The following is a 20,982-nucleotide window of genomic DNA, read 5'->3' as shown; positions in this document are numbered from 1 at the left end:
CGCCCGCTTCCTTCAGTCGTCTTTGCGTTCCGACATCAGCACCGCAAGCGCCGCCGAGGCACGCCGCTCCCGCGGGGTGTCGGCCCGGCTTGTCAATGCGATCGGCACTTTGGCACCCAATGCGATGCCCGCGGCCTCGGCCCCTGCAAGATAGTCAAGATCCTTGGCAAGGATGTTTCCGGCCTCAAGGTCCGGGGCGATCAGGATATCGGCCCGCCCGGCAACGGTTGAGGTGATCCCCTTGATCCGCGCCGCCTGCTCGGACACAGCGTTGTCCATGGCCAACGGCCCGTCCACGTCGCCCCCTGTGATCTCGCCCCGTTCGGCCATTTCGCGCACCTTCCGTGCGGCGATGGTCGAAGGGATCTCCTCGGTCACCGTCTCGACGGCCGAAAGCAGCGCCACCTTGGGCCGCTCAACGCCCAGCGCATGCGCAAGCCCGATCGCGTTTTGCACGATGTCGCGCAGCGCATCGGCATCGGGATGGATATTCACCGCCGCATCCGACACCAGCAAAAGCCGGGGATAGCCCGGCACATCCTCGACAAAGACGTGGCTCATCCGGCGCGGCCCCCGCAATCCCGGCATACCAAGAACGGCACGCAGCAGGGTATCGGTGTGAAGCTTGCCCTTCATCAGCGCGGCACAGTCGCCGTCAGAGGCCAATTGCGCCGCAATCTCCGCGGCCTCTTCCGGCCCGGCGGCATCAATGATCTGCACATCAGAAATATCTGCCCCGGCCTCCTCGGCGGTCCGGCGGATATCCGCATCCGGCCCGATCAGCACCGGCACGATCAATCCCGCTGCCGCGCTATCAAGCGCACCACAGAGCGACGGCACATCCACCGGACAGACAACCGCCATGCGGATGGGCCCGCGCTCCCGCGCCAGCTCCTCGATCCGCTCCAACCTGTCCGGCGGGGGGGCGGCGTGCTGCATCGCCACCGCCTGCCCGAAAGGCCGGTCAATGCGCTCCGAAGGGGCTGTCACCTCGATCCGGCCCGACGCGATGGTCCCCCCCGCCTCGCACCGGCAAAGACAGTCGAGCGCAACCGCGCCCGACGCCTCATCGACCGACGCCACTGTCACCTCGGCCAGCGCTACATCACCCTCGACCAAGGCCTCGTCGAAATCGAGCGAGATGCTTTTCAACCGCATCCCCGGCCCCGGCAGTCGGGTGGCAATAAGCGTCACCAGCATCGAGACGGCGAAACCGCCTTGCGCCAGCGCACCGCGAAAGCCGGGATCAGCGGCAAGCGCCCGGTCCACACCATGCCCTGTGACATCCGCTGCGAAACTGACGAAGGGGCGCAGATCACCATCTCCGACCTCGCGCGTGAGTTCGGCGCGCTCACCGGGCTTGAGCCTGTCGACCGGGCGGTTTTGGATGGTCTTGTCCTGGCTCATCGCTGAAACACGTAGCTGCCCGGCGCGTCCTCGATCGGCCGGTAGCGCCCTGTTTTCTTGCCCATAGTAGGCGGTTCGGTCTCGCCCGAGGACCGCTTGGTCAACCATGCGGTCAGCGCGGGCCACCATGACCCTTCGCGCCGTTCGGCGGCGCTCTGCCATGCGTCGGGCGACAGATAGGTATCGCTCGCCTCGGTCTCATGGATGCTGAACTCACGGCCCTCATGGCCCGGCTCACTGATGATGCCGGCATTATGGCCGCCATTGGTCAGAACGAAGGTCACATCGGTGTCGGCCAACAGATGCAGCTTGTAGACCGACCGCCAAGGCGCAACATGGTCGGACGTCGTCGAAACACAGAAGACCGGCACCTCGATGTCGCTGATCGCGACCGGCTTGCCACCCAGACGATATTGCCCCTGCGCCAACTCATTGCCCAAGAATATGTGGCGCAAATAGTCGCTGTGCATCTTGTAGGGCATCCGGGTCGCATCGGCATTCCATGCCATCAGGTCGAACATTTCCTGTCGGCTCCCCATCAGGTATTCATGCACATAGCGCGACCAGATAAGATCAGCCGAGCGCAGAAGTTGAAAAGCGCCCGCCATCTGCTTGGTGTCCAGATACCCTTGGTCCCACATCATGTTTTCAAGAAACGAAACCTCGCTTTCCGTGACAAAGAGCTGAAGTTCACCGGGATCCTCGAAATCTGTCTGCGTCGCAAAAAGCGTCATCGACGCCAGTCGATCATCGCCATCGCGCGCCATTTGCGCCGCCTTCGCCGCCATCAGCGTGCCGCCAAGACAGTATCCGACCCCGTGAATTTTGGCCTTGGGGACGATCGCACCGACCGCCTCCATCGCCTCATCGACCGCCGCGAAGTAATCCGTCATGCCCTTGTCGCGATCCTCGGCCGTCGGGTTGCGCCACGAAATCATGAAAACGGTAAACCCCTGTTCGACAAGGTATTTCACCAACGAATTATGCGGACTGAGATCGAGGATATAGTATTTCATGATCCAGGCCGGCACGATCAGGATCGGCTCGGCCTGTACCTTTTCCGTTTTAGGCGCGTACTGGATCAGCTCGAGCAAGCGATTGCGATAAACAACCTTGCCCGGCGTGGTCGCCACATCGCGGCCCGGAAGATAATCCTCGGTTCCGACAGGCAGCTTGCCCGCCACGGTGCGCTCCCAGTCTTCCAAGAAGTTCTGCGCACCACGAACAAGGTTCGCGCCCCCCTCCTTCCTCGTGGTCGTGGCGACCTCGGGATTGGTGGCGATGAAATTCGAGGGTGAAAAAAGGTCGAGCATCTGGCGCGTCACAAAGGACACAACACGTTGATCATGGTCACGGACTCCGTCGATATCGCGGGCTGCATTGTACCACCATTGCTGCGTCAGCAGGAAATTTTGATAAATCAGGTTATAGGGCCAACGCTGCCAGCTTTCGTCCTCGAACCGGTGATCATGCGGCAGCGGGTCGATGCAAGGCTCGGTATCGGGATCATGCGCCGCCTTTGCGGCATAAAGACCAAGCTGCATCGACTTGCGTGCCGCCTTCTCGACCAGTTGGGCCTGCTTACCCGGCGCACCCATCAGATGCACCCACCAGTTGTAGTATGTCGACGCAAGGCCATAGGGCGACACCCCGAGTGTGAACCGCGCCAGATGGGCATTGAAGGCGCGATCAAGGCTCTTGGTGCTGTAGCGGTCGGGCATTTCAAACGGTGACGTGTATTCGATCTCGGGCAATTCGGCCCCAAGGTCGCCACGCTCCTCGGCGCGCGCCTCGGCGTCTTGCTCTTCGTCCTTGTCATGATTTTGTTGGGTCTCTGTCATTGTGATCCCTTCAGATTTCAACGATCCACTGTAAGGCGTCAGCCCATGTTCAGACCACCGTTCACAGGCAGTGTCGCACCGGTGATAAAACCGGCATCGTCCGAGGCAAGAAACCGGACACAGCGTCCGATCTCCTGCGGTTCGGCAAGCCGCGACATGGGCACATCTTCCAGAATATTCTTGATGATCTTGTCAGGCACTGAGTCAACCATCGGCGTATCGGCATAGCCGGGTGCCACGGCATTCACCGTAATACCTTTCTGCGCGCTTTCGTGCGCCAAAGCCCGGGTAAAGCCCTCGACCCCCGCCTTGGCGGCGCAATAATTGGTCTGGCCCGCCTGCCCTTTCGCCGCATTCACCGAGGAAATGTTGATGATCCGGCCAAACCCGCGGTCGCGCATACCACCGATCACCTGCCGCGTGACGTTGAACATCGATCCCAGATCGACCCGCAGCACCGCATCCCAATCCTCGAGGTCCATCTTGTGGAACATACCATCGCGATTGACCCCGGCATTATTGACAAGGATGTCGATCGGTCCGATCTCGTCCACGACTTCGGCAATGCCGCGGACACAGGCATCGTGATCGCTCACGTCCCATTCAAAGACGGGCATGCCGGTCTCGGCGCCGAAATCCTTGGCGCGTTCGCTTTGTCCCAGATGGGTGACGGCAACACGCGCACCCGCCTCCTTTAGCGCCCGCGCCGCAGCGGCCCCCAGCCCCTGAACACCACCGGTGACAAGGGCGGCTCTCTCGGTCGTCGTCATAGATTTGTCCTTTCACGTCTGTATGATACTTAGGTGACAGGTTTCAGGTTTCGCGCTCAAGCAGCAGCGCGATACCCTGCCCGCCGCCGATGCAGAGCGTGACAAGACCGCGTTTCAGCCCATCGCGTGCCATCGAATGCATCAGCCGCGTTGTCAGAATCGCTCCGGTCGCCCCAATGGGATGGCCATGCGCAATCGCCCCGCCTTCCACATTCACGATATCTTCACTCAACCCGATTTCCCGGGTCAGCGCGATGGCAATGGCGGCGAAGGCCTCATTGATTTCGGCGCGCTCGATATCCTCGACGCCCCAATCCGCACGATCCAGTGCCTGTTGAACTGCCGGGACCGGCCCGAGGCCGAACATGCCAGGCTCCACGGCACCGACCCCGGTTGCAACCAGCCGCGCGAATGGCTTGAGGTCGTTGACCTCGGCAAACTTTCGCGACGCAACGATCATCGCTGCCGCCGCACTATTCAGGCCCGGAGCATTGCCTGCCGTGATTGTTCCATTCTCCCGAAACACCGGCTTCAGACTGGATAGCTTTTCTTTGGTCGCGTCTGGTCGATGTGACTCGTCGGCGCGGAACTCTTGTTCACCCGATTTTGCTTTGACCGGTACAGGCGTGATCTCATCCTCGAACCGGCCTTCGGCTTCGGCGGCGGAAAACCGCTGTTGCGAGCGCGCGGCCCACGCATCCTGCGCCTCTCGAGAAATCTGCCGCTCCGCAACCAGAGCCTCCGTATGCCATCCCGAGTGCTTGCCCGAGAAGGCATCGTTCAGACCGTCGCGCAGAGTGGCATCATCCACGCTCCCCGGCCCCATCCGGTACCCCCATCGCGCCCGATTCAGAAGATAAGGCCCCTGATCCATATTCTCCATGCCGCCCGCTACTGCGCAATCGGCCTCACCCAGCCGGACAAGCCGCGCGGCGGCGGCAATGGCTTCGGCACCCGAACCGCAGACCCGGTTCACGGTCATCGCGGGCACGCTCTCAGGCAATCCGCCATTAAGCCCCGCCTGACGGGCGGTGTTCATTCCCGAACCAGCCTGAATGACATGCCCGAAAACGACAGCGCCCACACCGTCGGGCGCAAGATCCGCACGCTCCAGCGTTGCACTGGCTGCACAAGCGCCGAGTTCGGCGGCAGGACTATCCTTGAGGCTGCCGCCAAACTTGCCAATTGGCGTGCGCACGGGGTGACATAGCAAGACATCGGTCATGTTCATCTCCTTGTTTCCGAAGCGGGATTGCCGAAGCTAGACAGGCTTTGATTCTGCGCACCGCGACCAAAGGATTCGCGCCGGAGCGTAAAGGACGAGGTGGTCGCTGACTTTAACGCTTGTTAAAATCAGCGAGCGTTCATGGCCCGGTGGCTGGTCACCTCCACAAGATGTCTTTCACGGCCTCCGCCAAAAGCTGATTTCTCCGTCTGTCACAAAACGATTTTTTCCGCCCTCCAGATCGGGATGCTCCTTCGCGATCTTGGCCTCGAACCTGCCAGCGGAGCAGATTGGCCCCATGGATCATGCGCCCCGGCGCTAGGCATTAACGCGTGTTAACGACCCGAACGCCGCAAGCTGCATGACTGGGGGTGTGACCTTTCGAAGGTCAAGAGATGAGTTGAAACAGCGCAGAAAGGATTTAACGCCATGATGAACTGCACTCGCTTAGCGGCCAGCACACTGGCCCTTGTCACAGCAAGCCCTTTGCTTGCACAGGACAATGTCGAGGTCCTCGCGCGCTGGAATTACAGCACGCTCTACACGAGCGGCTGGAGCGTGGAGAACATGTTTGACGTCACCGAAGTCATTGACGCCAACGGTGAAACGGTCGGGGATGTGGAGAACGTCATCTTCAGTGACGAAGGAGAGGTTCTCGGCCTGATCACTGAGGTTGGCGGCGTATGGGACATCGGCGACACGCATGTTTACGTCCCGTGGGAAGAGGTCGAAATGGGCGATACGGTCGCGCAGGCAACGGTGCCCGTGACCGAAGAAACCATCGACCAATATGACGTCTTCGATGACGACTGGATGGATGAAGAAGTGATCACCCAAGCCGACACCGAGTCCACCGAACCTGTGGACGATGATCTTGTCGCCGGCCCGAACATCTTCAAGGCCACCGACCTGATCGGCGATTACGCGCATCTGTCCGATGGTGTTCGCTATGGCTACATCGCTGACATCATAATCGAGGATGGGGCGATCGGCGCTCTCGTAACGGATGCGGCAACCTATGGTCGGCGCGGGTATTTCGCCTATCCCTATGATTACAGGGGTGTTTCACCGGCCACCGGCCCACGCTACGACATGCCCTATACCGCACAGGAGTTGGATACGATCGAAAACTTCGACTACGAACAGCTCCAATCCCGCTCCGACTGAACACGTCCCTTCCGGGGGTTTGCCGGTGAATGGCATTAACCCGGCTCAGTGGCGCGATACACCACCGCCCTGAGCCGCCCCCGGAACCGGACCCGCTCTCTCTTGGTTGAGCTGAGAGAGAGAGATCAAAAACCCGGAGCGTGCGGGCGGCGTCGATCCTGACAGGTGCGAACAACGGCTCCTGATATCCGACAGCCCCCGCGACATTGACCTCGAAAGGCACGCTGACGCGGCGCTTGGTCAGTGAGGAGCCGAATGGCTCGTGCCGCGCATCCGAGACAAAGGAAAGGAGAATTCCGATGGAAGTATTCTGGTTCTGGCTGATGATTTTGCTACTGCTCTTCGCCGTTTTCGCATGGCCGGCATGGCCCTACACGCATGACCGTTGGGTCTATCGTCGTGGGGGTGGTTGGCGGTACGCACCGTCCGGAGCTGCCGCGGCGCTGGTCCTGCTGCTCTTTTTGCTCGTCTGGTTCGGCCTGCTTGTCATCGCCCTGCCGTGGGCGACGGCGCCGGTTGTGGTCGATTGACCCACCAAAAGCGCACTTGATGTCCGAGTCTCGTCGGGCCTCACAACCGCGTTGCCGCAGCCTTTGTCAAAAAAGGCTGCGGCGCCTTCAACACCCGACCCCCACACATTCGCGCGCCGGTTCAAAGATCATTATCCCATCTGTCCCCCGTCTCGATGGCCCGAAACCTGATCGGGTCTCGCGTATTCATTCTCGCCTTTCTCCTCATCTTATAAAGCGCCCCGAAGGCTTGCGCGCGCCTGCCCAAGCCCGCTGAACACCTCGACGCGCTTCGTGATCTTGACGGCATGATGGCGTTCCGCCGCGCGACCGATCGCGCTTATCATCTTGCCAATGGTCCGCTTGGCCTTGTCAAAAGCGCACAGATAAGAAACCTTCCCGACAAGACCGCCGAGGCCCTTCAGGGCAATCCCCGCGCGATACGGACAGGTTCATTCGGCTGAGGGATCGCGAAAAGAACATGACGATCTCCGGCGCCACCCAAGCGGCACAACGCCGCACGACGCCACAAACGAAACTGAGGGCAAGCCTATGGAACTGAGACTGGACGGAAAGCGCGCGTTGATCACCGGTGCCTCAAGTGGCCTTGGCCTGCATTTTGCCGCGCTGCTTGCCGGGGCCGGCGCGGAGGTCACACTGGCCGCCCGGCGGCTGGACCGGGTTGAGGCCGAAGCCGAAAAGTTACGCCAGAAGGGTCTCACGGCCAAAGCTGCCGCACTCGACGTCACCAGTTCCAAGAGCATAGCGGCGCTGTTTGAGGCGGGCCCGGCCTATGATGTGCTGATCAACAACGCCGGAATCGCTGGCGAAGGCGCGGCGCTCAAGATGAACACAGAGGCCTTTGATCAGGTGATCGACACCAACCTCGGCGGCGTTTTCGCAGTCGCTCAGGCCGCCGCCAACGGGATGACGGAAAACGGCGGTGGCACCATCGTCAACATCGCGTCGATCCTCGGTTTGCGGGTGGCTGGCGGTGTTGCCGCCTATGCCGCCTCCAAGGCCGCCGTTGCGCAACTGACCAAGTCGCTGGCGCTGGAATGGGCACGCCACGGCATCCGCGTCAACGCGCTCTGCCCGGGCTATATCGAAACCCCGATCAACGCTGACTTCTTTGCGACCGACGCCGGAAAGGCGCTGATCCGTCGCATTCCGCAACGGCGTCTGGGGCAATTGACCGACCTCGATGCACCCCTTCTTCTGCTGGCCTCCGATGCCTCTGCCTTCATGACCGGGTCAATCGTGGCGGTCGATGGCGGGCATCTTGTTTCAGGATTGTGAACACACACATGGATTTTACCATCTCCCCCGAGATTGCCGCGTATCGCGACCGCATCGCGGCATTCGTCGAGACCCACCTGATCCCGCTTGAATCTGACCCGGCGGCCTATGACGCGCATGAAAACATCGCGCAGGATGTCCTTGATGAGATGCGCGGACGCGCCCGGGCCGAAGGCTTGTGGTGTCTGCAACTGTCGCCCGAAAACGACGGAGCCGGGCTGAGCAAGGTCGGCATGGCCGTAGCCTACGAGGCGATGAACCGCTCGATTTTCGGGCCTGTGGTGTTCAACTCCGCAGCGCCGGATGACGGCAACATGATGGTGCTTGAGACACTCGGAACACCCGCTCAGAAAAAGCGTTGGCTCGCACCGATCGCCCAAGGCGAGGCGCGGTCGGCCTTCGCGATGACCGAGCCGCATCCGGGCGGCGGCTCGGACCCCGGCATGATGCAGACATGGGCGCGACGCGACGGTGATGACTATATCGTCAACGGCAACAAATGGTTCATTACCGGGGCCGGTGAAGCTGCGCATTTCATGCTTGTCGCACGTACCTCCGACGACGTCAGGCGCGGCCACACCGCCTTCCTGTTTCACCGCGACGATCCGGGTTGGCAGATCACCCGCCGCATCCCCATCATGGGCCCGGAAGAACATGGCGGCCATTGCGAATTGCGTTTCGACGGGCTGCGTATTCCCGCCGAAAACGTGCTGCTCGGCGAAGGTCGCGGCCTGAAAGTAACCCAGACCCGGTTGGGCCCCGCGCGGCTCACGCATTGCATGCGGTGGCTGGGCCTGTCCAAACGCTGCGTTGAAATCGCAACCGAGTATGCCGCGCGGCGCGAAGGCTTTGGCGTGCGACTGGCCGATCGGGAAAGCGTGCAGATGATGCTGGGTGATCTGGCGATGCAGATCGAAGTCGGCCGCCTTCTCGTGCTCAAGGCCGCATGGGAGATCGACCGCGGTGGCTTTGCCCAGAAAGAAATCTCGATGGCCAAGATCCATGTCGCGAACCTGCTGCACAAGGCGGCGGATGTCGGCATTCAGATCAACGGCGCGCGCGGCTACTCCAAGGATACGCCTCTGGAATGGATTTACCGCTATGCCCGTCAGGCCCGGTTGGTCGATGGTGCCGACGAGGTGCACAAGATGGTCCTGAATCGCCATCTCGAAAATGAGGGAACCGATTTTTGGCACTGGGACACGGCGCCATGACCGCCCCGGCGACCACAGGCAGCATGGATTTCGACCCCGGGCCGCTTGGCCCGTTCCTGACCCGGCACCTCGGTTGCGACACCGGACACTTCCGGCTGGAGCGGATAGGGGGCGGTCAGTCCAACCCGACGTATTTCCTGAACTGGGGTCACCGGCGGCTTGTTCTGCGCAAGCAACCCACCGGTCCGATCCTGAAAGGGGCGCACGCGATTGACCGCGAATACCGGGTGCTCGAGGCGCTCTGCGACACGGACGTTCCCGTGCCTGCCCCGGTGCTCTACCACGGTGATGCCGATCTGCTCGACACGCCCTTCTACCTGATGGAGCGTGTCGAGGGGCGCGTTTTTACCGACACGTCGCTGGCCGATTTGCCGCCCGGTGAACGCCGCCCGATCTGGATGGCGGTGGCAGATACCCTTGCCGCGATGCACACGCTCTGCCCCGAGGAGGTCGGGCTTGGCGATTTCGGTCGTCCCGGCAATTATTTCGAGCGTCAGATCGCCCGGTGGGACCGCCAATACCGTGCCTCCCCCTCGGGACCGATCCCGCAGATTGAACGGCTGCACGGCTGGCTGGTCACGAATCAGCCTCCAGACGACGGCATCAACGCGCTTTGCCACGGTGATTTCCGGATCGGGAACCTGCTGTTTCATCCGACAAAACCAAAGGTCGTCGCAATCCTTGACTGGGAACTGTCCACCCTTGGACACCCGCTGGCTGATCTGGGTTTCTGCGTGATGCCATGGCACACGGGCCCGGATGAATACGGCGGACTTCTTGGCGTCGATCTTGAAGAGATGCAGCTTCCGAATCTGGATGAATTCGTCGCGCGTTACAGGGCGGCACGGCCCGGCTCTGCTCCGCTGAAGCTCTTTCACAAGGCCTTCGCTCTCTACCGTTTCGCCGTGATCTTCGTGGGCATCTCGGATCGCGCCAAGGCGGGCAGCGCCGCAGACCCCAAGGCCGCAGCCCTCGCCCCTCTGGCCGAGCGGTTCGCCCTGCGCGCACTGGAGATCGCAGAGAATCGCGCGCACATGACTGCCAACATCACCAATGGTTCAGCACAGACTCCGCCCTGATCGCACAGATCACTTGGGTCGCCCGGACCCCGATCAGTCCCATGGCTTCGGATCGTCAGGATGCGCCGAAGGGCCGCCGGGACGGAAGCGAACCGTGATACCGCCCGACAGGTCGATATCGCGATAGATGATCTGCGGCGGAACCACGAGTTGCACTGGCTTGCGCGCATCCGCCGCGCGCCATGGCCGCTCCACCACCACGCAATTGGCCTCCATACCGCCATAATCGCGCGCCGGCGGCACCTTGCGCAGGAATTGCAACCCGGTCAGAAGCGCCTCGTTCCCAAGAATCACCGACGCCGGATCAAGAACCCGTTGCGATCGGTTCTTGGTCAGAACGGATTGGTTCTCACTTTCGGCCCAGACGCCGCAAATCCCTGTTTTTCCGTTAATTTCCATGACTTCAGCCGCCAATGACACCCCCCCCGGAGAGGAAAACGTGCCACCGGCCACCACCGGATCAGGGCCCAGTCGCATGGACATGACAGGCGTGCGCACCGTGCAGGCCGCCAGAACCACAAGGCCCAGCAACAGCGAAAATCGTTTCATGGATAGCTCCTGTATCATGGACCAAACCCTAGCGCGCATACGCCCCAAGGCCAATCACATCTCAGCCCTGTTCGGCAAACTCTCGCGTGATGTCCAGCATCTCGGGATACCACGTCTCAAGCGCGGGAAGGAACGCTTCGCGAATGCGACCGACCTGTGCGGGCGTCAGATCGTCCTGCCAGACACCGGATTTGCCCTTGGCAAAAAAGCTTTCCATACCCTCGGGTCGCTCGGTAAAGCCCTTTTCCTTCTCCTGCCGCTGCATCTTGGAAAATTCCGTCGCCTTGATGGCCGCGGCCAGTTTGCGCGCATCCACATCCTGCCCAAGGTAATGCCCCAAAAGCGCCCGCATCTCGCGCGCGGGCTTCGCCAAAAGATCCTCATAGCGGATGACCCGTTTCTTGAGGCCCTCGGCCCCGGTCCACAGGCTGACGTGATCGTCCCACCGACCCAACAGGTCGAAAATTCCCGTGGGCGTGCCCATCACCGTTTCAGGATTGGCCATACGCTCGATCGCGGTATCGAGATCCGAAGATTGGTGCCGCGCGAATGACGGAGCAAGGTCAAAGGGATTACGGAGGACATAGATCGCCCCCGCTGTCACCTCAGGCGGAATCACGTGTTCCCCGAACATCTGTACCGGCTGGCAATGTGTCTTGACGAAATGATGCGACGGCTTCGACCCCGCAATCAGGCGCAACGCCTTGCCGCGCACCTTCATCCAATCCTCAAGGTTTTCACCCTGATACGGCCCGTTATTGGCCGCATCAAAGAAATCCTGCCGCACATCCGCCGTGGTGAACTGACGCAGGTTATTGATATCAGGCGCTTTTCCCGCAGGCATAAAGTAATGCGCCAACAGGCTGCGCATCCACGTATTGCCCGATTTGGGATAAGACGCGATCCAGATCACACGCTTGAGGTTGCTCATGGCAGGTATCCGTATTTCTCCATCGTGGGCCCGTTCACCTTGACGATCTGATCCACGACCTTCTTGGGAAGCTTGTCGCGCCACTTCCCCGACTGCCCGGAGTTAAAGAACTTTTCGGCCGAGTCCGGCTTTTCGGCAAAACCATACTCTGCCTCTTGCGCCGCAACCTCCTTGAAGCTCGAAAACCTGATCGCCTTTTTCAGGCGGTCAGGGTCCACGGGAACTCCGACAAGCTTGAGCATCTTGGTAAAATGCGTCTCGGGATCGTCCAGAAGGTCTTCATAGCGCACGATCACCTTGTGGAACTGTGAAAACCGGGTCCAGCTTTTTACGTGATCCGTCCAGGAGCCCAGGAATTGCACCACGGACGACGGATCAGGCCCGTTCAGCGTATCGCTTCGACAGAACGCCTCGGCGGTGAGATCGTAGCTGATATTATAGTGGCGCGCATAGGACACCGCGACGTCGAGCGGGTTGCGCATGATATAGATGGCCGAACGGGTGTATTTCTCGGGGATCATCTCAACCCCGTAAAGCGATCCGCGCTGATTGTGCGTCTTGACGAAATTCACATCGGAATTGTTAGCGACCACACCTCTGAGCACTCTGTCACGCAATCCCAGCGTGAGGTGCATGTTATTGATATCAATCTCTTTCCCGGCGACCATATGATACATCTTCGGGATGGAATCGCCCATGCCAAACCTGTGGACCTGATTGATCGGCACAGGTTTTTCCCAATTCATCAGATAGTTGGCAAGAAAGATGCGCGTCCAGGTGTTGCCCGATTTCGGGTAGGAAGCCAGCCAGATGATGCTTTTCTTCATCGCGATGCAGATCCACCCTTGGCCTTGGACAAAAGAAAACGAGGGAGGCTTTCGCCCCCCTCGCCTATTAGCAAATCAATCTGAGAATTAGAAGCTCAGGTTGATGGCCGTGCCGATGATCGTGGCTTCCACGTCCGTGCCTGCAACACCGGGGGTGTCGATTTCGGCTTGGATTGCGTAGATGTCCCAGTCAACGCCGGGGCCCAGGTCACGGCTGGCACCGATGCGGTATGCATCATAGTCGTTGGTGCCGGCTGCGGGCAGACCGTTGTCGTTTTCGCCGTGGAAGTACAGGGCTTCAAACGACCATGCGCCGGGGGCGTCATATGTCGCGCCGAAGCTCCAGGATTCCTGATCGCCAGCACCGTTCGGTGCGCCGTTGTCGTCCTGAGCGAAGTGACCGCCGACTGTGAAGTCTGCGAAGCCGACCTGTGCGCCGATGGCCCAGATTTCGGGGTCAGAGAAACCTGCGACGGGCGTGTCACCCGTGCCGTAACGTGCACCGATGGTGACGCTGGTCGTGCCGAAGGTCTGGCTGTAGTATGCACCGATGTCGAAGATGTCCGACAGAACAGCGTTTTTGTTGACGCTGAAGGTGTTACCCGCGTTGACGTTACCGCGCGACGCATAGGAGATACCAAGCGTCAGGCCGTTGAAGTCAGGCGTGTAGTAGCTGATGCGGTTGACGTCGTTGTTACGACCAACTTCGGTGTAAGCCGATGCCATCGCGCCGCGGAAGCCGAAGCCCAGACCAGCTGCCGTGTTGGGCATGAAGGTCGAGATCGAGGGCGAGTTGATGTACATCGAGGTCACGCCAGGAGCGGCAACCATCGATTTGTAACCAGCCGAGTTCTCGTTGCCGATTTCAATGCGGCCCAGAGTGTCGCCCGAGATCGTCATGTACGACTCGTCGATACCGGTTGCACCGCCACCGTTGTTGTTGCCTTCCATTTGGATGTTCACACCAAATGTCAGACCGTTGTCGAGGGTGATCGACGGGGAGAAGATGATCTCGGAGTTGTTGTGGGTGTCAACGCCGTCATAGTCCGAACCGGCCGGCAGAGCCGTGCCCGATGCGTCAACCCATGCGACGTGCTGGCTCATAAAGCCGCCCCAGTCCAGGTTCCACTCTTGAGCGGAAGCCGGCGCAGCAGCAGCGACGCCGAGGGCGATGGCGCTGGTGCTAAGCAGATGCTTTTTCATAAGGTGTCCCTCCTAAGCAGGAATGTGTTCATGTTCCGCCGACCCTGAAGGAACCGGCTTGAAGATGGAATGCGCCATTTGCCGTTTCAGGTCAACGAAGCCCCGCCGCTTTGCCAGCATGTCGCCTTCGTTGTGACGTTTTGATCACACGGGATTGTGGCAACCCCCGCAAAAGCGCGCATTTCTTAGTGTTTATTGGATTTTCCCGAAATATGCGCTGCTGAAAATACGGCAATAAAGGGTCGCTTTCGCGATCTCGCTTGGCGGGCTTGCCCGCGATTCCACCCGTTGCAGGTAGGGGATTCGAGGGTGATTCCGCACATGAGCACCGTAACCATGCAACGGTTTCAGGTGCGCCCGGCTGTGGCCAACGCCGCGCGATACGCCTCAAACCACGGCGATGTCACAAGAAATCCGGCGTCCTGTAAGGGTGCCAGCCCCTCAAAGCGGCGCGACACCGGCGCATAAAGCCTAAGGTCGGGCCTATGATCAAAACGCCTGAGTCGCGACCGGTCTTCGCCATGCTGGATCGCCGCCCGCGCCAGCGTGTCTTCGTCCCGCGTCACGGGATCGTTGGCGAACTTGTAATGCCGGATCAGCGCCGTGAAATCCGCGACGCGCGAATGAACAGCGCAATGAGGATGCACCGCAGGCTCAAGGTCGCCTGCTACCTTGACCAGCGGATGTTTGGTCAGACAGCAATGCTCACCAAACACCCGCGACCGCGCCCCACCAAACAAAACCTGCACCGCCTCCGACGACAGTCGGTTGCGCTCAAGATACCACGCAAAGCTCAGGTCGGGGTCATGATAGTCATGCGCATCTATTTCACTCAGATCGTAATGGTGGAACTGGTTCAACACCTCATCAAAAGGCATCTCCGCCGTTTCGCGGATGGGTCGGTCAGAATACATTTCCAGCATCTGCGCCACCAGTGCGGTGTGCCCCTCGGCATCAAGGTATCCGGTTAGCCCCCGCAGCCCCAGCATGTCTGCCCCGTCGAACTCGAACATCTCATCCATGTCCACGATCAGGCACCAGCGATTCCGCGCGAATGTTTCGGCCGCATGCCGGCGGAAATCATTCTCGATCTCGCCCCATGTCAACAATGATTGCAGGATGACCGTATTCGGTTCGGACTTCAGGCGCTCGACCGTTCCATCGGTCGACCCGTTGTCGCAAAAGACGAATTGATCGACACCGAGGCCCCGATAATGCGCAAGGAACTCATCAAGATAGAACATCCCGTCCCTCACAAGAACCACGGCCACGATGCCGCCCTCCGCGACAGTGGTGCCCTCGGGCCCGTGCAAGTGCCGCAAGGACCGTCGAAAGCGCGCCTTGTGCATTACGTTTCCCGCGCGGCGCGATACTTTGGACCACAAGCTCATATTAACCTCGAAATCAGTTCAATCGCGACGACCGGAACCAATAGCACATGCAGCACATGATCGAACCAGTTGCTGCTCCCGATGCGGAGGGTCCACATGACCTGCCCCGCCACCGCGATCACCGGCAACAGGATCTGTCCCGTCGCCAGCCCGACAAGGCACAGCACCAGAACCATGATCCCCACCGGGCCCGCGCGATAGCCCAACGGATACGCGGTCACGCGCGTCACACCCATGGACGCGGCCAAAAACGCGACATATCCCAGCAAAAAGGCCAACAGCGCCCAGCCGTTCCAGCCGCCGGTCCACGACACGGCACCGGGCACCACGGCCACCCCCATATGCCACAGCGCGAGCAGCGGAAGCACGATGCCCAGCGGTTCAAGCACCGCCACGAGTCCGCGCACGGCCATGCTGTTCCGTAGCCCGTGGATCAGTCCGGCCCCAAGCAAGACGCCGGCCACCACCGCCATTTCCGCTTCGGTCCATGGCAGGAACAGAACGAATCCAAGCCATGACGCGAGCACACCGACATAGACATATGTCACCGGCCCGGTCATGTGCCCCGGCCCTCTGATTGCGCCTCGATCCAACTAAGGGTCATAACATGCACGCGCACGCCCCGCTTGGTTCCGTGCGAATAGCTCAGCGCGATCCGCCCATCCTCCAATCGCCGCAGCATGGGATAGCGTAGCGCGGCCCCCTCACCGGCAAACCGGTGATGCACGGTCCAGCTTTCGCCCTCGTCTCCGCTGATCGACAGGCGCAAGTCATCGGGCGCGCCCGGATCGTCATTCGCCGCCATCAGGATGCGCCCCGCCCCAAGTGGCAGCGCGGCAACCGGCGCGCTCGGGTTGAACATCGCGGTTTCGCGCACCGCGCTCCAGCTTTGACCCCCGTCCCCGGTCTGCGAGATCAGGAGCCGCCCCCGCCCCACATCGAAATCCCGCAGGAACGCCACCGCGCGGTGCCCGTCCAGCGGCACCACCATCGGCTGAATCGGTTTGAGCCCGGGGCCATCCATGCGCCGCACGTCGGACACACGGCCATCACGCGCGAAGCGCACCCAAAGCCCGTGCATCTGCCCCATCTCGAAATACGCGGGCAAGGCGCGGCTCCCGTCGGAATAGGCAACCATCGGCGATTTCACGAGGATCGACCGGTTAAGCATCGGCGACAGGCTAAGCTTTTCGGCCCGGCGCGGCCCGGTCGCGCCCATCGCCACCCGCGCGACCGAGGCCATGGCCCAGCCGCCAACCGAAACCACCGTCGCGAAAAGGCCGCCGTCGCGTTCCTCGTCCTCGATCGTATTGCCCAGCGTCACGACCAGTTGACCGGGCTCCATCGCGCGACCGATCGCATCGCGCCTCACGCGCGGTTCGGGCTCGCTCGCGCGCCAGCCCTCCGGCCCCCGCGCAAAGCTCACCTCATAAAGGTCAATATCCGCCTGCGCCTCGGCCGATCCTTCGAACCACAGCACCGAAAACCCGTCGGCCCGCGTCAGGATCGAGGGCGAATGCGCCTGCCCCAAGCGCGTCTCGTAATCCAGAAGCGTGTCGAACTCGGGACGGCCCGGCGCGCTCTCCGTCACCGGCGCGAACTCCCACGCCAAAGGCTTCGACCGCCGCAGACACCACAGGGTCAGCGCCAAGCTCACCGCCATCAGCGCGAATATGATCAGCGCGGTCACGCGCCCGGATCGACCTTGAGGACAATCTTGCCGATATGGCCGCTGTCCTCCATCCGCGCATGGGCCTTGTCGGCATCGCCAAGCGCGAACTCCGAATCCATCACCGGCGCGATCCGCCCGGCATCCAGAAGCGGCCAGACCTCGCGGCGCAGGGCCTCGGCAATCCGCGCCTTGGCCAGATCGCTCTGCGGACGAAGAGTGCTTCCCGTGATGGTCAGTCGCCGCATCATCACCTGCGCGAAATTCAATTCCACCTTCGGACCCTGCAAAAACGCGATCTGAACAAGCCGCCCGTCATCGACAAGGCATTTGACATTGCGCGGAATATAATCGCCACCCACCATATCGAGGATCAGATGCGCACCGCCCTCGGCCCGCACGGCCTCCACGAAATCCTCATCGCGATAGTTGATCGCCAAATCGGCCCCCAGATCGCGGCAGGCGCTGCACTTCTCCTGCGATCCCGCGGTGGTGAACACCCGCGCGCCCCGCGCCTTGGCAAGCTGTATGGCCGTCGTCCCGATCCCGCTTGATCCGCCATGGACAAGAAACCGCTCCCCGCCCCTGAGCCCGCCGCGCTCGAACACGTTCGACCAGACGGTAAAGAAGGTTTCGGGCAAACAGGCCGCCTCGCGCAGCGCCATGCCCTTAGGCACGGGCAGGCAATGTGCTGCGGGTGTCGCGACATATTCGGCATATCCGCCGCCGGGCAGAAGCGCGCACACCTTGTCGCCTGTCCGCCACCCCTCGGCACCCTCGCCCAGCGCCACGATCTCGCCCGCGCCTTCCAGCCCCGGCAGATCGCTCGCATCCGCGGGCGGCGCATACATGCCCGCGCGTTGCAACGCGTCAGGCCGGTTCACCCCGGCCCAAGCCAGGCGGATCACCACCTCGCCCGGCCCCGGTTCGGGGATCGGTCGCTCGGTTACAGTCAGAACCTCCGGCCCGCCGGGTTTGCTGATCTCAACGGCCTGCATTGTCTTGCTCATGGGTAAGTGTTCCTCAGGTCGGCCCCGACCACCGGCCCGGCATGCCGGTGCGCGTATGATCTCCGGGCGCTTTGATCTGTTCCATCAGGCGCGCTGGCCCGGCCAGAAGCGTCGAAAGAAGGCGGTTGTCCCGCACCCCTGCCTTGACCTTTTCGATCTGCATCACATCGTCGATCCGCCGGTCAAGAAAGGCGCGTGTCGCCACCATGTCCTCGCTCGCATCACCGAGCCAGTAAAGCACGGTCGACGCATAAACCCCCGAGAGCGTAGCGCGCTTGGTATACCAGTTCACATCGCGCGACGTGTCGCCCAGCGCGGTCCAGATCCGGTCCGCCGTGCCCCAGATCAGGCGCGTCCCCTCGCCTGCATACTGCGGCAGCGCGAAATGTGTCATGCCGCGCCGCACAAGCTCACGGTCCTCCACGGCCTCCAGCCGCCAGATCACGGCAGCGGCGATCCGGTCGCGAAAGCGCATTTCGCTCATGTCCGCCGCTTCGATCCGCGCCTCCATAAGCGCATCGCCCGCCTCGTGATAGGCCACGGCAAGATCGGGCGCACCGCGCGGACAGGCGGCCCGCGCCACGGCCATGTCAATCCCGGCATCCTCCGCCGCCGCGCGAAACGCGGCCTCGCTCCAGCCCTCGAACGGCACATGTGCCTTGATCGCCTGCAACAGCTTTTCGGTCACACTGGTCTGGGTCATGTCGATCCTCCTGCCACGACTCTACCCATCTCCCCGCATACACGAAACCATTTTCCGCCCACCGCGCCGGCATCAGCGGGGCGATGGGCATCGTGCCGCATGAAGTGAACGTTGGCCGCACATGCAGCCGGGGAAACCCACGTTGCACCAACGCACGGGGAAGGAACTTTATAAAACTGCGGTCACCAAGCAGAGTTCAAGGACATGATCGGCCCAAAACCAACCTTGTCGGCGGCGCGGCGGAGTTACCGGGATGCGCATCAAGCGGAGCTTGTTTCACTCAAACGGACCGGCATCTCCCCTAACGCGTTTCGACGCAATCCACTATCCCCATGCATGTCGTGATCAACAGTCTCGCATTGATCAAAAAGTGCATTGAAGTTATCGCTAGACCTTCGCTCAATCATTGGCAGTGCCAAGCAGTCGGTCCCTCAGTCTCTGCCAGAAGCTGCGCCGCGTTTCTCGGTCAGGCCCAGGTTATTCGTATTCCCGCGCAAGAAAACCGATCTTGGTGCGCATGGACGTGATCAGGGCATGCGCGGGGCAGTGGGCTTCGAAGTCCAATGTTCGCCGGTCCCGGTAATCAAGGATCCAGATCTCCAAATGCACCCAGCCGTCGGGGTGTTCGGGTGTGGCGCGAACCTCAACCCCACCCGGTTCATTTCGGAGCAGCATGTGCGCGGTTTGTCCGCCCGCCAGCTCCTTCTCGAACTTTCGAAGCTCGTCCAGCGGATCACCGATCACAAGCGTGAATGTGTAGTTTTCGCCCAAGAAGGGGCCGACGGACACGCGCAGGTCGGCCCAGCCGACACCAGTGTCAAGGACAAAAAGTTCGGCGTCCTCGTAACGCGGAATGGGCAATGGCGCGTCGCAGTCGTCATCATCCTCCATCATGCGCGCCCTCGCAATCTTTCCAAAACTTTGTTTTCAGGCCAACTGTAGCGGGTTACGATCATCACAACCAGACATGGCCGAACCATGTGATTAGAGCGTATTGCGCTCAATCAGAAACGGGCATTCAGCAGGGCAGGCGAGGCAGGGTTTGCGCGGCACAACCCGTTCGCCTGTCCAATTGAATCCAATTTTGCGCAACACGCTGTAAAGCCGTCTCCTGATCAACCGCTGGCACCGCTCCCTGTCCAAAGCCCATGGGCGCTCCTGTGAGACCCCGGACACGGCATCACCCCTGCCCGATCTCAGCTTTGCCGCCGCCGTCGGGCCGCCTGTGGTGTGAGACCGAAATGCGCGCGGTAATGCGGTGTGAACCCACTGGGAAAGCCGCAGGCCAGGGCGATCCCGTTGATCGGCAGGCTCGTGTTCAAAAGCAGGTTGTTCGCCCGGTTAAGCCGTAGCGCCCGGTAGTATTCCGCCGGCCGCGCGTTCAGAACCTTGCGAAACCGCCGTTCCAGCGACCGGCTCGAGACGCCCACAAGGCGCACAATCTCGGCAATCGGGAGCGGTTCCTCGATATTGGCCTGCATCAGTTCGATCGAAAGATCGAGTTCCGGATCCCCCGTAAGCGCGATCGACTTGCCGCCAAATGGCTGCAATGTGCCCAGATCGCGGATGCGGTCATGCAAAAGGATGTCGGCCACGGTCGAGACTGTTGCTGCCGGAATATGCCGCGCCATCAGCGTCAGGACCACGTCCACCGTGCTGCCCATTCCCGCGCTGGTGATGATCTGGCCGCGTTCGGTGGCAAGCGTCTGGTTGCCGTCCTGCAAGTCCATCTGCTCCTGAAGCAGGGCACGGTTCTCCCAATGGGTCGAAAGCCCGGTATCGCCACGCTCCTCGATGAACCGCGCCGCCGCCTCGGCCAGAAGGATCACTTTCGTCTGCCGCGCGACATATGCATCAATCACCCGCCCCATCGACAGGCCCGCGTGCATCGGGTCCGAATTGCCAAGAACGAACACGTAATCCGCCTCGGGCCGCATCTCGAACGGCACCGTCTCAACCACCGCATCCGATCGGCACGCCACCGGGCCGCCCGCCTTCGACAGCGACCGCCACGCGAAAGCGGGCCGCAGAAGCACCCGGTTCGCCAGCCTGAGCTGATCCACAACACCTGCATATTCCGTCAGCACGAACCCATCGGTCAGCAAAAGATCAAAGCGGATCAGCGACATATCCCGCGACGTCGTCATGCGGTCATCATCGCACATATGCGACCCCGAGACCAATCGCT

The 20,982-nt window shown here is 61.3% G+C and carries 21 protein-coding genes; 6 read left to right on the top strand and 15 right to left on the bottom strand.

Annotated features, from left to right (window positions below; genetic code table 11):
• Positions 1 to 12: 12 nt before the first annotated feature.
• From V8359_RS13660 to V8359_RS13645, 4 genes are read right to left on the bottom strand one after another with little or no spacing between them, the layout of a single operon-like run.
• Positions 13 to 1,407 carry a bifunctional enoyl-CoA hydratase/phosphate acetyltransferase gene (locus tag V8359_RS13660; protein WP_336429543.1) on the bottom strand — a complete coding sequence of 465 codons (1,395 nt, stop codon included), beginning with the start codon at positions 1,405 to 1,407 and terminating at the stop codon, positions 13 to 15.
• On the bottom strand, positions 1,404 to 3,248 hold the full coding sequence (locus tag V8359_RS13655; RefSeq protein WP_336429542.1) for a PHA/PHB synthase family protein: 1,845 nt from the start codon (positions 3,246 to 3,248) through the stop codon (positions 1,404 to 1,406). Before V8359_RS13655 ends, V8359_RS13660 begins: the two co-directional genes overlap by 4 nt.
• Before the next feature lie 38 nt (positions 3,249 to 3,286).
• Positions 3,287 to 4,018, bottom strand: coding sequence for an acetoacetyl-CoA reductase (phbB, locus tag V8359_RS13650; RefSeq protein WP_336429541.1), 732 nt, complete (start codon positions 4,016 to 4,018; stop codon positions 3,287 to 3,289).
• A 43-nt stretch (positions 4,019 to 4,061) separates the two neighbouring features.
• The gene (locus V8359_RS13645) at positions 4,062 to 5,243 is read right to left on the bottom strand and encodes a thiolase family protein (protein ID WP_336429540.1); all 1,182 of its coding nucleotides are present in this window, start codon (positions 5,241 to 5,243) and stop codon (positions 4,062 to 4,064) included.
• Positions 5,244 to 5,672: 429 nt separating this feature from the next.
• Here V8359_RS13645 and V8359_RS13640 point away from each other — a divergent pair, with 429 nt between their 5' ends.
• The 6 genes from V8359_RS13640 to V8359_RS13615 all read left to right on the top strand — a co-directional run bounded on the left by V8359_RS13640 (position 5,673) and on the right by V8359_RS13615 (position 10,511).
• Positions 5,673 to 6,410 carry a PRC-barrel domain-containing protein gene (locus V8359_RS13640; RefSeq protein ID WP_336429539.1) on the top strand — a complete coding sequence of 246 codons (738 nt, stop codon included), beginning with the start codon at positions 5,673 to 5,675 and terminating at the stop codon, positions 6,408 to 6,410.
• Positions 6,411 to 6,709: 299 nt separating this feature from the next.
• Positions 6,710 to 6,940 (top strand): hypothetical protein, encoded by a 231-nt coding sequence (locus V8359_RS13635; RefSeq protein WP_336429538.1) that lies wholly within the window; start codon positions 6,710 to 6,712, stop codon positions 6,938 to 6,940.
• Positions 6,941 to 7,227: 287 nt separating this feature from the next.
• Complete coding sequence (locus tag V8359_RS13630; protein ID WP_336429537.1) at positions 7,228 to 7,383, top strand: hypothetical protein; 156 nt, start codon at positions 7,228 to 7,230, stop codon at positions 7,381 to 7,383.
• Positions 7,384 to 7,471: 88 nt separating this feature from the next.
• The gene (locus V8359_RS13625) at positions 7,472 to 8,218 is read left to right on the top strand and encodes an SDR family NAD(P)-dependent oxidoreductase (protein WP_336429535.1); all 747 of its coding nucleotides are present in this window, start codon (positions 7,472 to 7,474) and stop codon (positions 8,216 to 8,218) included.
• Between the two features lie 8 nt (positions 8,219 to 8,226).
• Positions 8,227 to 9,432, top strand: a complete 1,206-nt coding sequence (locus V8359_RS13620) for an acyl-CoA dehydrogenase family protein (protein WP_336429534.1) — start codon at positions 8,227 to 8,229, stop codon at positions 9,430 to 9,432.
• The gene (locus V8359_RS13615; protein WP_336429532.1) at positions 9,429 to 10,511 is read left to right on the top strand and encodes a phosphotransferase family protein; all 1,083 of its coding nucleotides are present in this window, start codon (positions 9,429 to 9,431) and stop codon (positions 10,509 to 10,511) included. The genes V8359_RS13620 and V8359_RS13615 overlap by 4 nt, the downstream gene beginning before the upstream one ends.
• 33 nt (positions 10,512 to 10,544) lie before the next feature.
• Here the strand turns inward: V8359_RS13615 and V8359_RS13610 are convergent, their stop codons facing one another.
• The 11 genes from V8359_RS13610 to V8359_RS13560 all read right to left on the bottom strand — a co-directional run bounded on the left by V8359_RS13610 (position 10,545) and on the right by V8359_RS13560 (position 20,959).
• On the bottom strand, positions 10,545 to 11,060 hold the full coding sequence (locus V8359_RS13610; protein ID WP_336429531.1) for a hypothetical protein: 516 nt from the start codon (positions 11,058 to 11,060) through the stop codon (positions 10,545 to 10,547).
• Positions 11,061 to 11,121: 61 nt separating this feature from the next.
• Positions 11,122 to 11,991, bottom strand: coding sequence for a sulfotransferase domain-containing protein (locus V8359_RS13605; protein ID WP_336429530.1), 870 nt, complete (start codon positions 11,989 to 11,991; stop codon positions 11,122 to 11,124).
• The gene (locus tag V8359_RS13600) at positions 11,988 to 12,818 is read right to left on the bottom strand and encodes a sulfotransferase domain-containing protein (RefSeq protein WP_336429528.1); all 831 of its coding nucleotides are present in this window, start codon (positions 12,816 to 12,818) and stop codon (positions 11,988 to 11,990) included. The genes V8359_RS13605 and V8359_RS13600 overlap by 4 nt, the downstream gene beginning before the upstream one ends.
• 87 nt (positions 12,819 to 12,905) lie before the next feature.
• Positions 12,906 to 14,021 (bottom strand): porin, encoded by a 1,116-nt coding sequence (locus V8359_RS13595; RefSeq protein WP_336429527.1) that lies wholly within the window; start codon positions 14,019 to 14,021, stop codon positions 12,906 to 12,908.
• Between the two features lie 347 nt (positions 14,022 to 14,368).
• A complete protein-coding gene (locus V8359_RS13590; RefSeq protein WP_336429526.1) occupies positions 14,369 to 15,370 on the bottom strand; it encodes a glycosyltransferase family 2 protein in 1,002 nt (333 codons plus the stop codon).
• Positions 15,371 to 15,408: 38 nt separating this feature from the next.
• Positions 15,409 to 15,972: a hypothetical protein gene (locus tag V8359_RS13585; RefSeq protein ID WP_336429524.1), complete on the bottom strand. Its 564-nt coding sequence runs from the start codon at positions 15,970 to 15,972 to the stop codon at positions 15,409 to 15,411.
• Entirely contained in the window at positions 15,969 to 17,102 is a 1,134-nt protein-coding gene (locus V8359_RS13580) for an exo-alpha-sialidase (protein WP_336429523.1), read from the bottom strand. Before V8359_RS13580 ends, V8359_RS13585 begins: the two co-directional genes overlap by 4 nt.
• The gene (locus V8359_RS13575) at positions 17,099 to 18,091 is read right to left on the bottom strand and encodes an NAD(P)H-quinone oxidoreductase (RefSeq protein ID WP_336429522.1); all 993 of its coding nucleotides are present in this window, start codon (positions 18,089 to 18,091) and stop codon (positions 17,099 to 17,101) included. Before V8359_RS13575 ends, V8359_RS13580 begins: the two co-directional genes overlap by 4 nt.
• A gap of 13 nt (positions 18,092 to 18,104) precedes the next feature.
• Entirely contained in the window at positions 18,105 to 18,794 is a 690-nt protein-coding gene (locus tag V8359_RS13570; RefSeq protein WP_336429521.1) for a COQ9 family protein, read from the bottom strand.
• A 477-nt stretch (positions 18,795 to 19,271) separates the two neighbouring features.
• A complete protein-coding gene (locus V8359_RS13565; RefSeq protein WP_336429520.1) occupies positions 19,272 to 19,688 on the bottom strand; it encodes a hypothetical protein in 417 nt (138 codons plus the stop codon).
• A gap of 302 nt (positions 19,689 to 19,990) precedes the next feature.
• Positions 19,991 to 20,959: a GlxA family transcriptional regulator gene (locus tag V8359_RS13560; RefSeq protein ID WP_336429519.1), complete on the bottom strand. Its 969-nt coding sequence runs from the start codon at positions 20,957 to 20,959 to the stop codon at positions 19,991 to 19,993.
• Between the last annotated feature and the right edge of the window lie 23 nt (positions 20,960 to 20,982).

Source organism: Roseovarius sp. E0-M6, assembly GCF_037083845.1.
Taxonomy (GTDB): Bacteria; Pseudomonadota; Alphaproteobacteria; order Rhodobacterales; family Rhodobacteraceae; genus Roseovarius.
The sequence above is the reverse complement of the archived record's forward strand: the minus strand, read 5'-3'. Positions and strand labels throughout refer to the sequence as shown.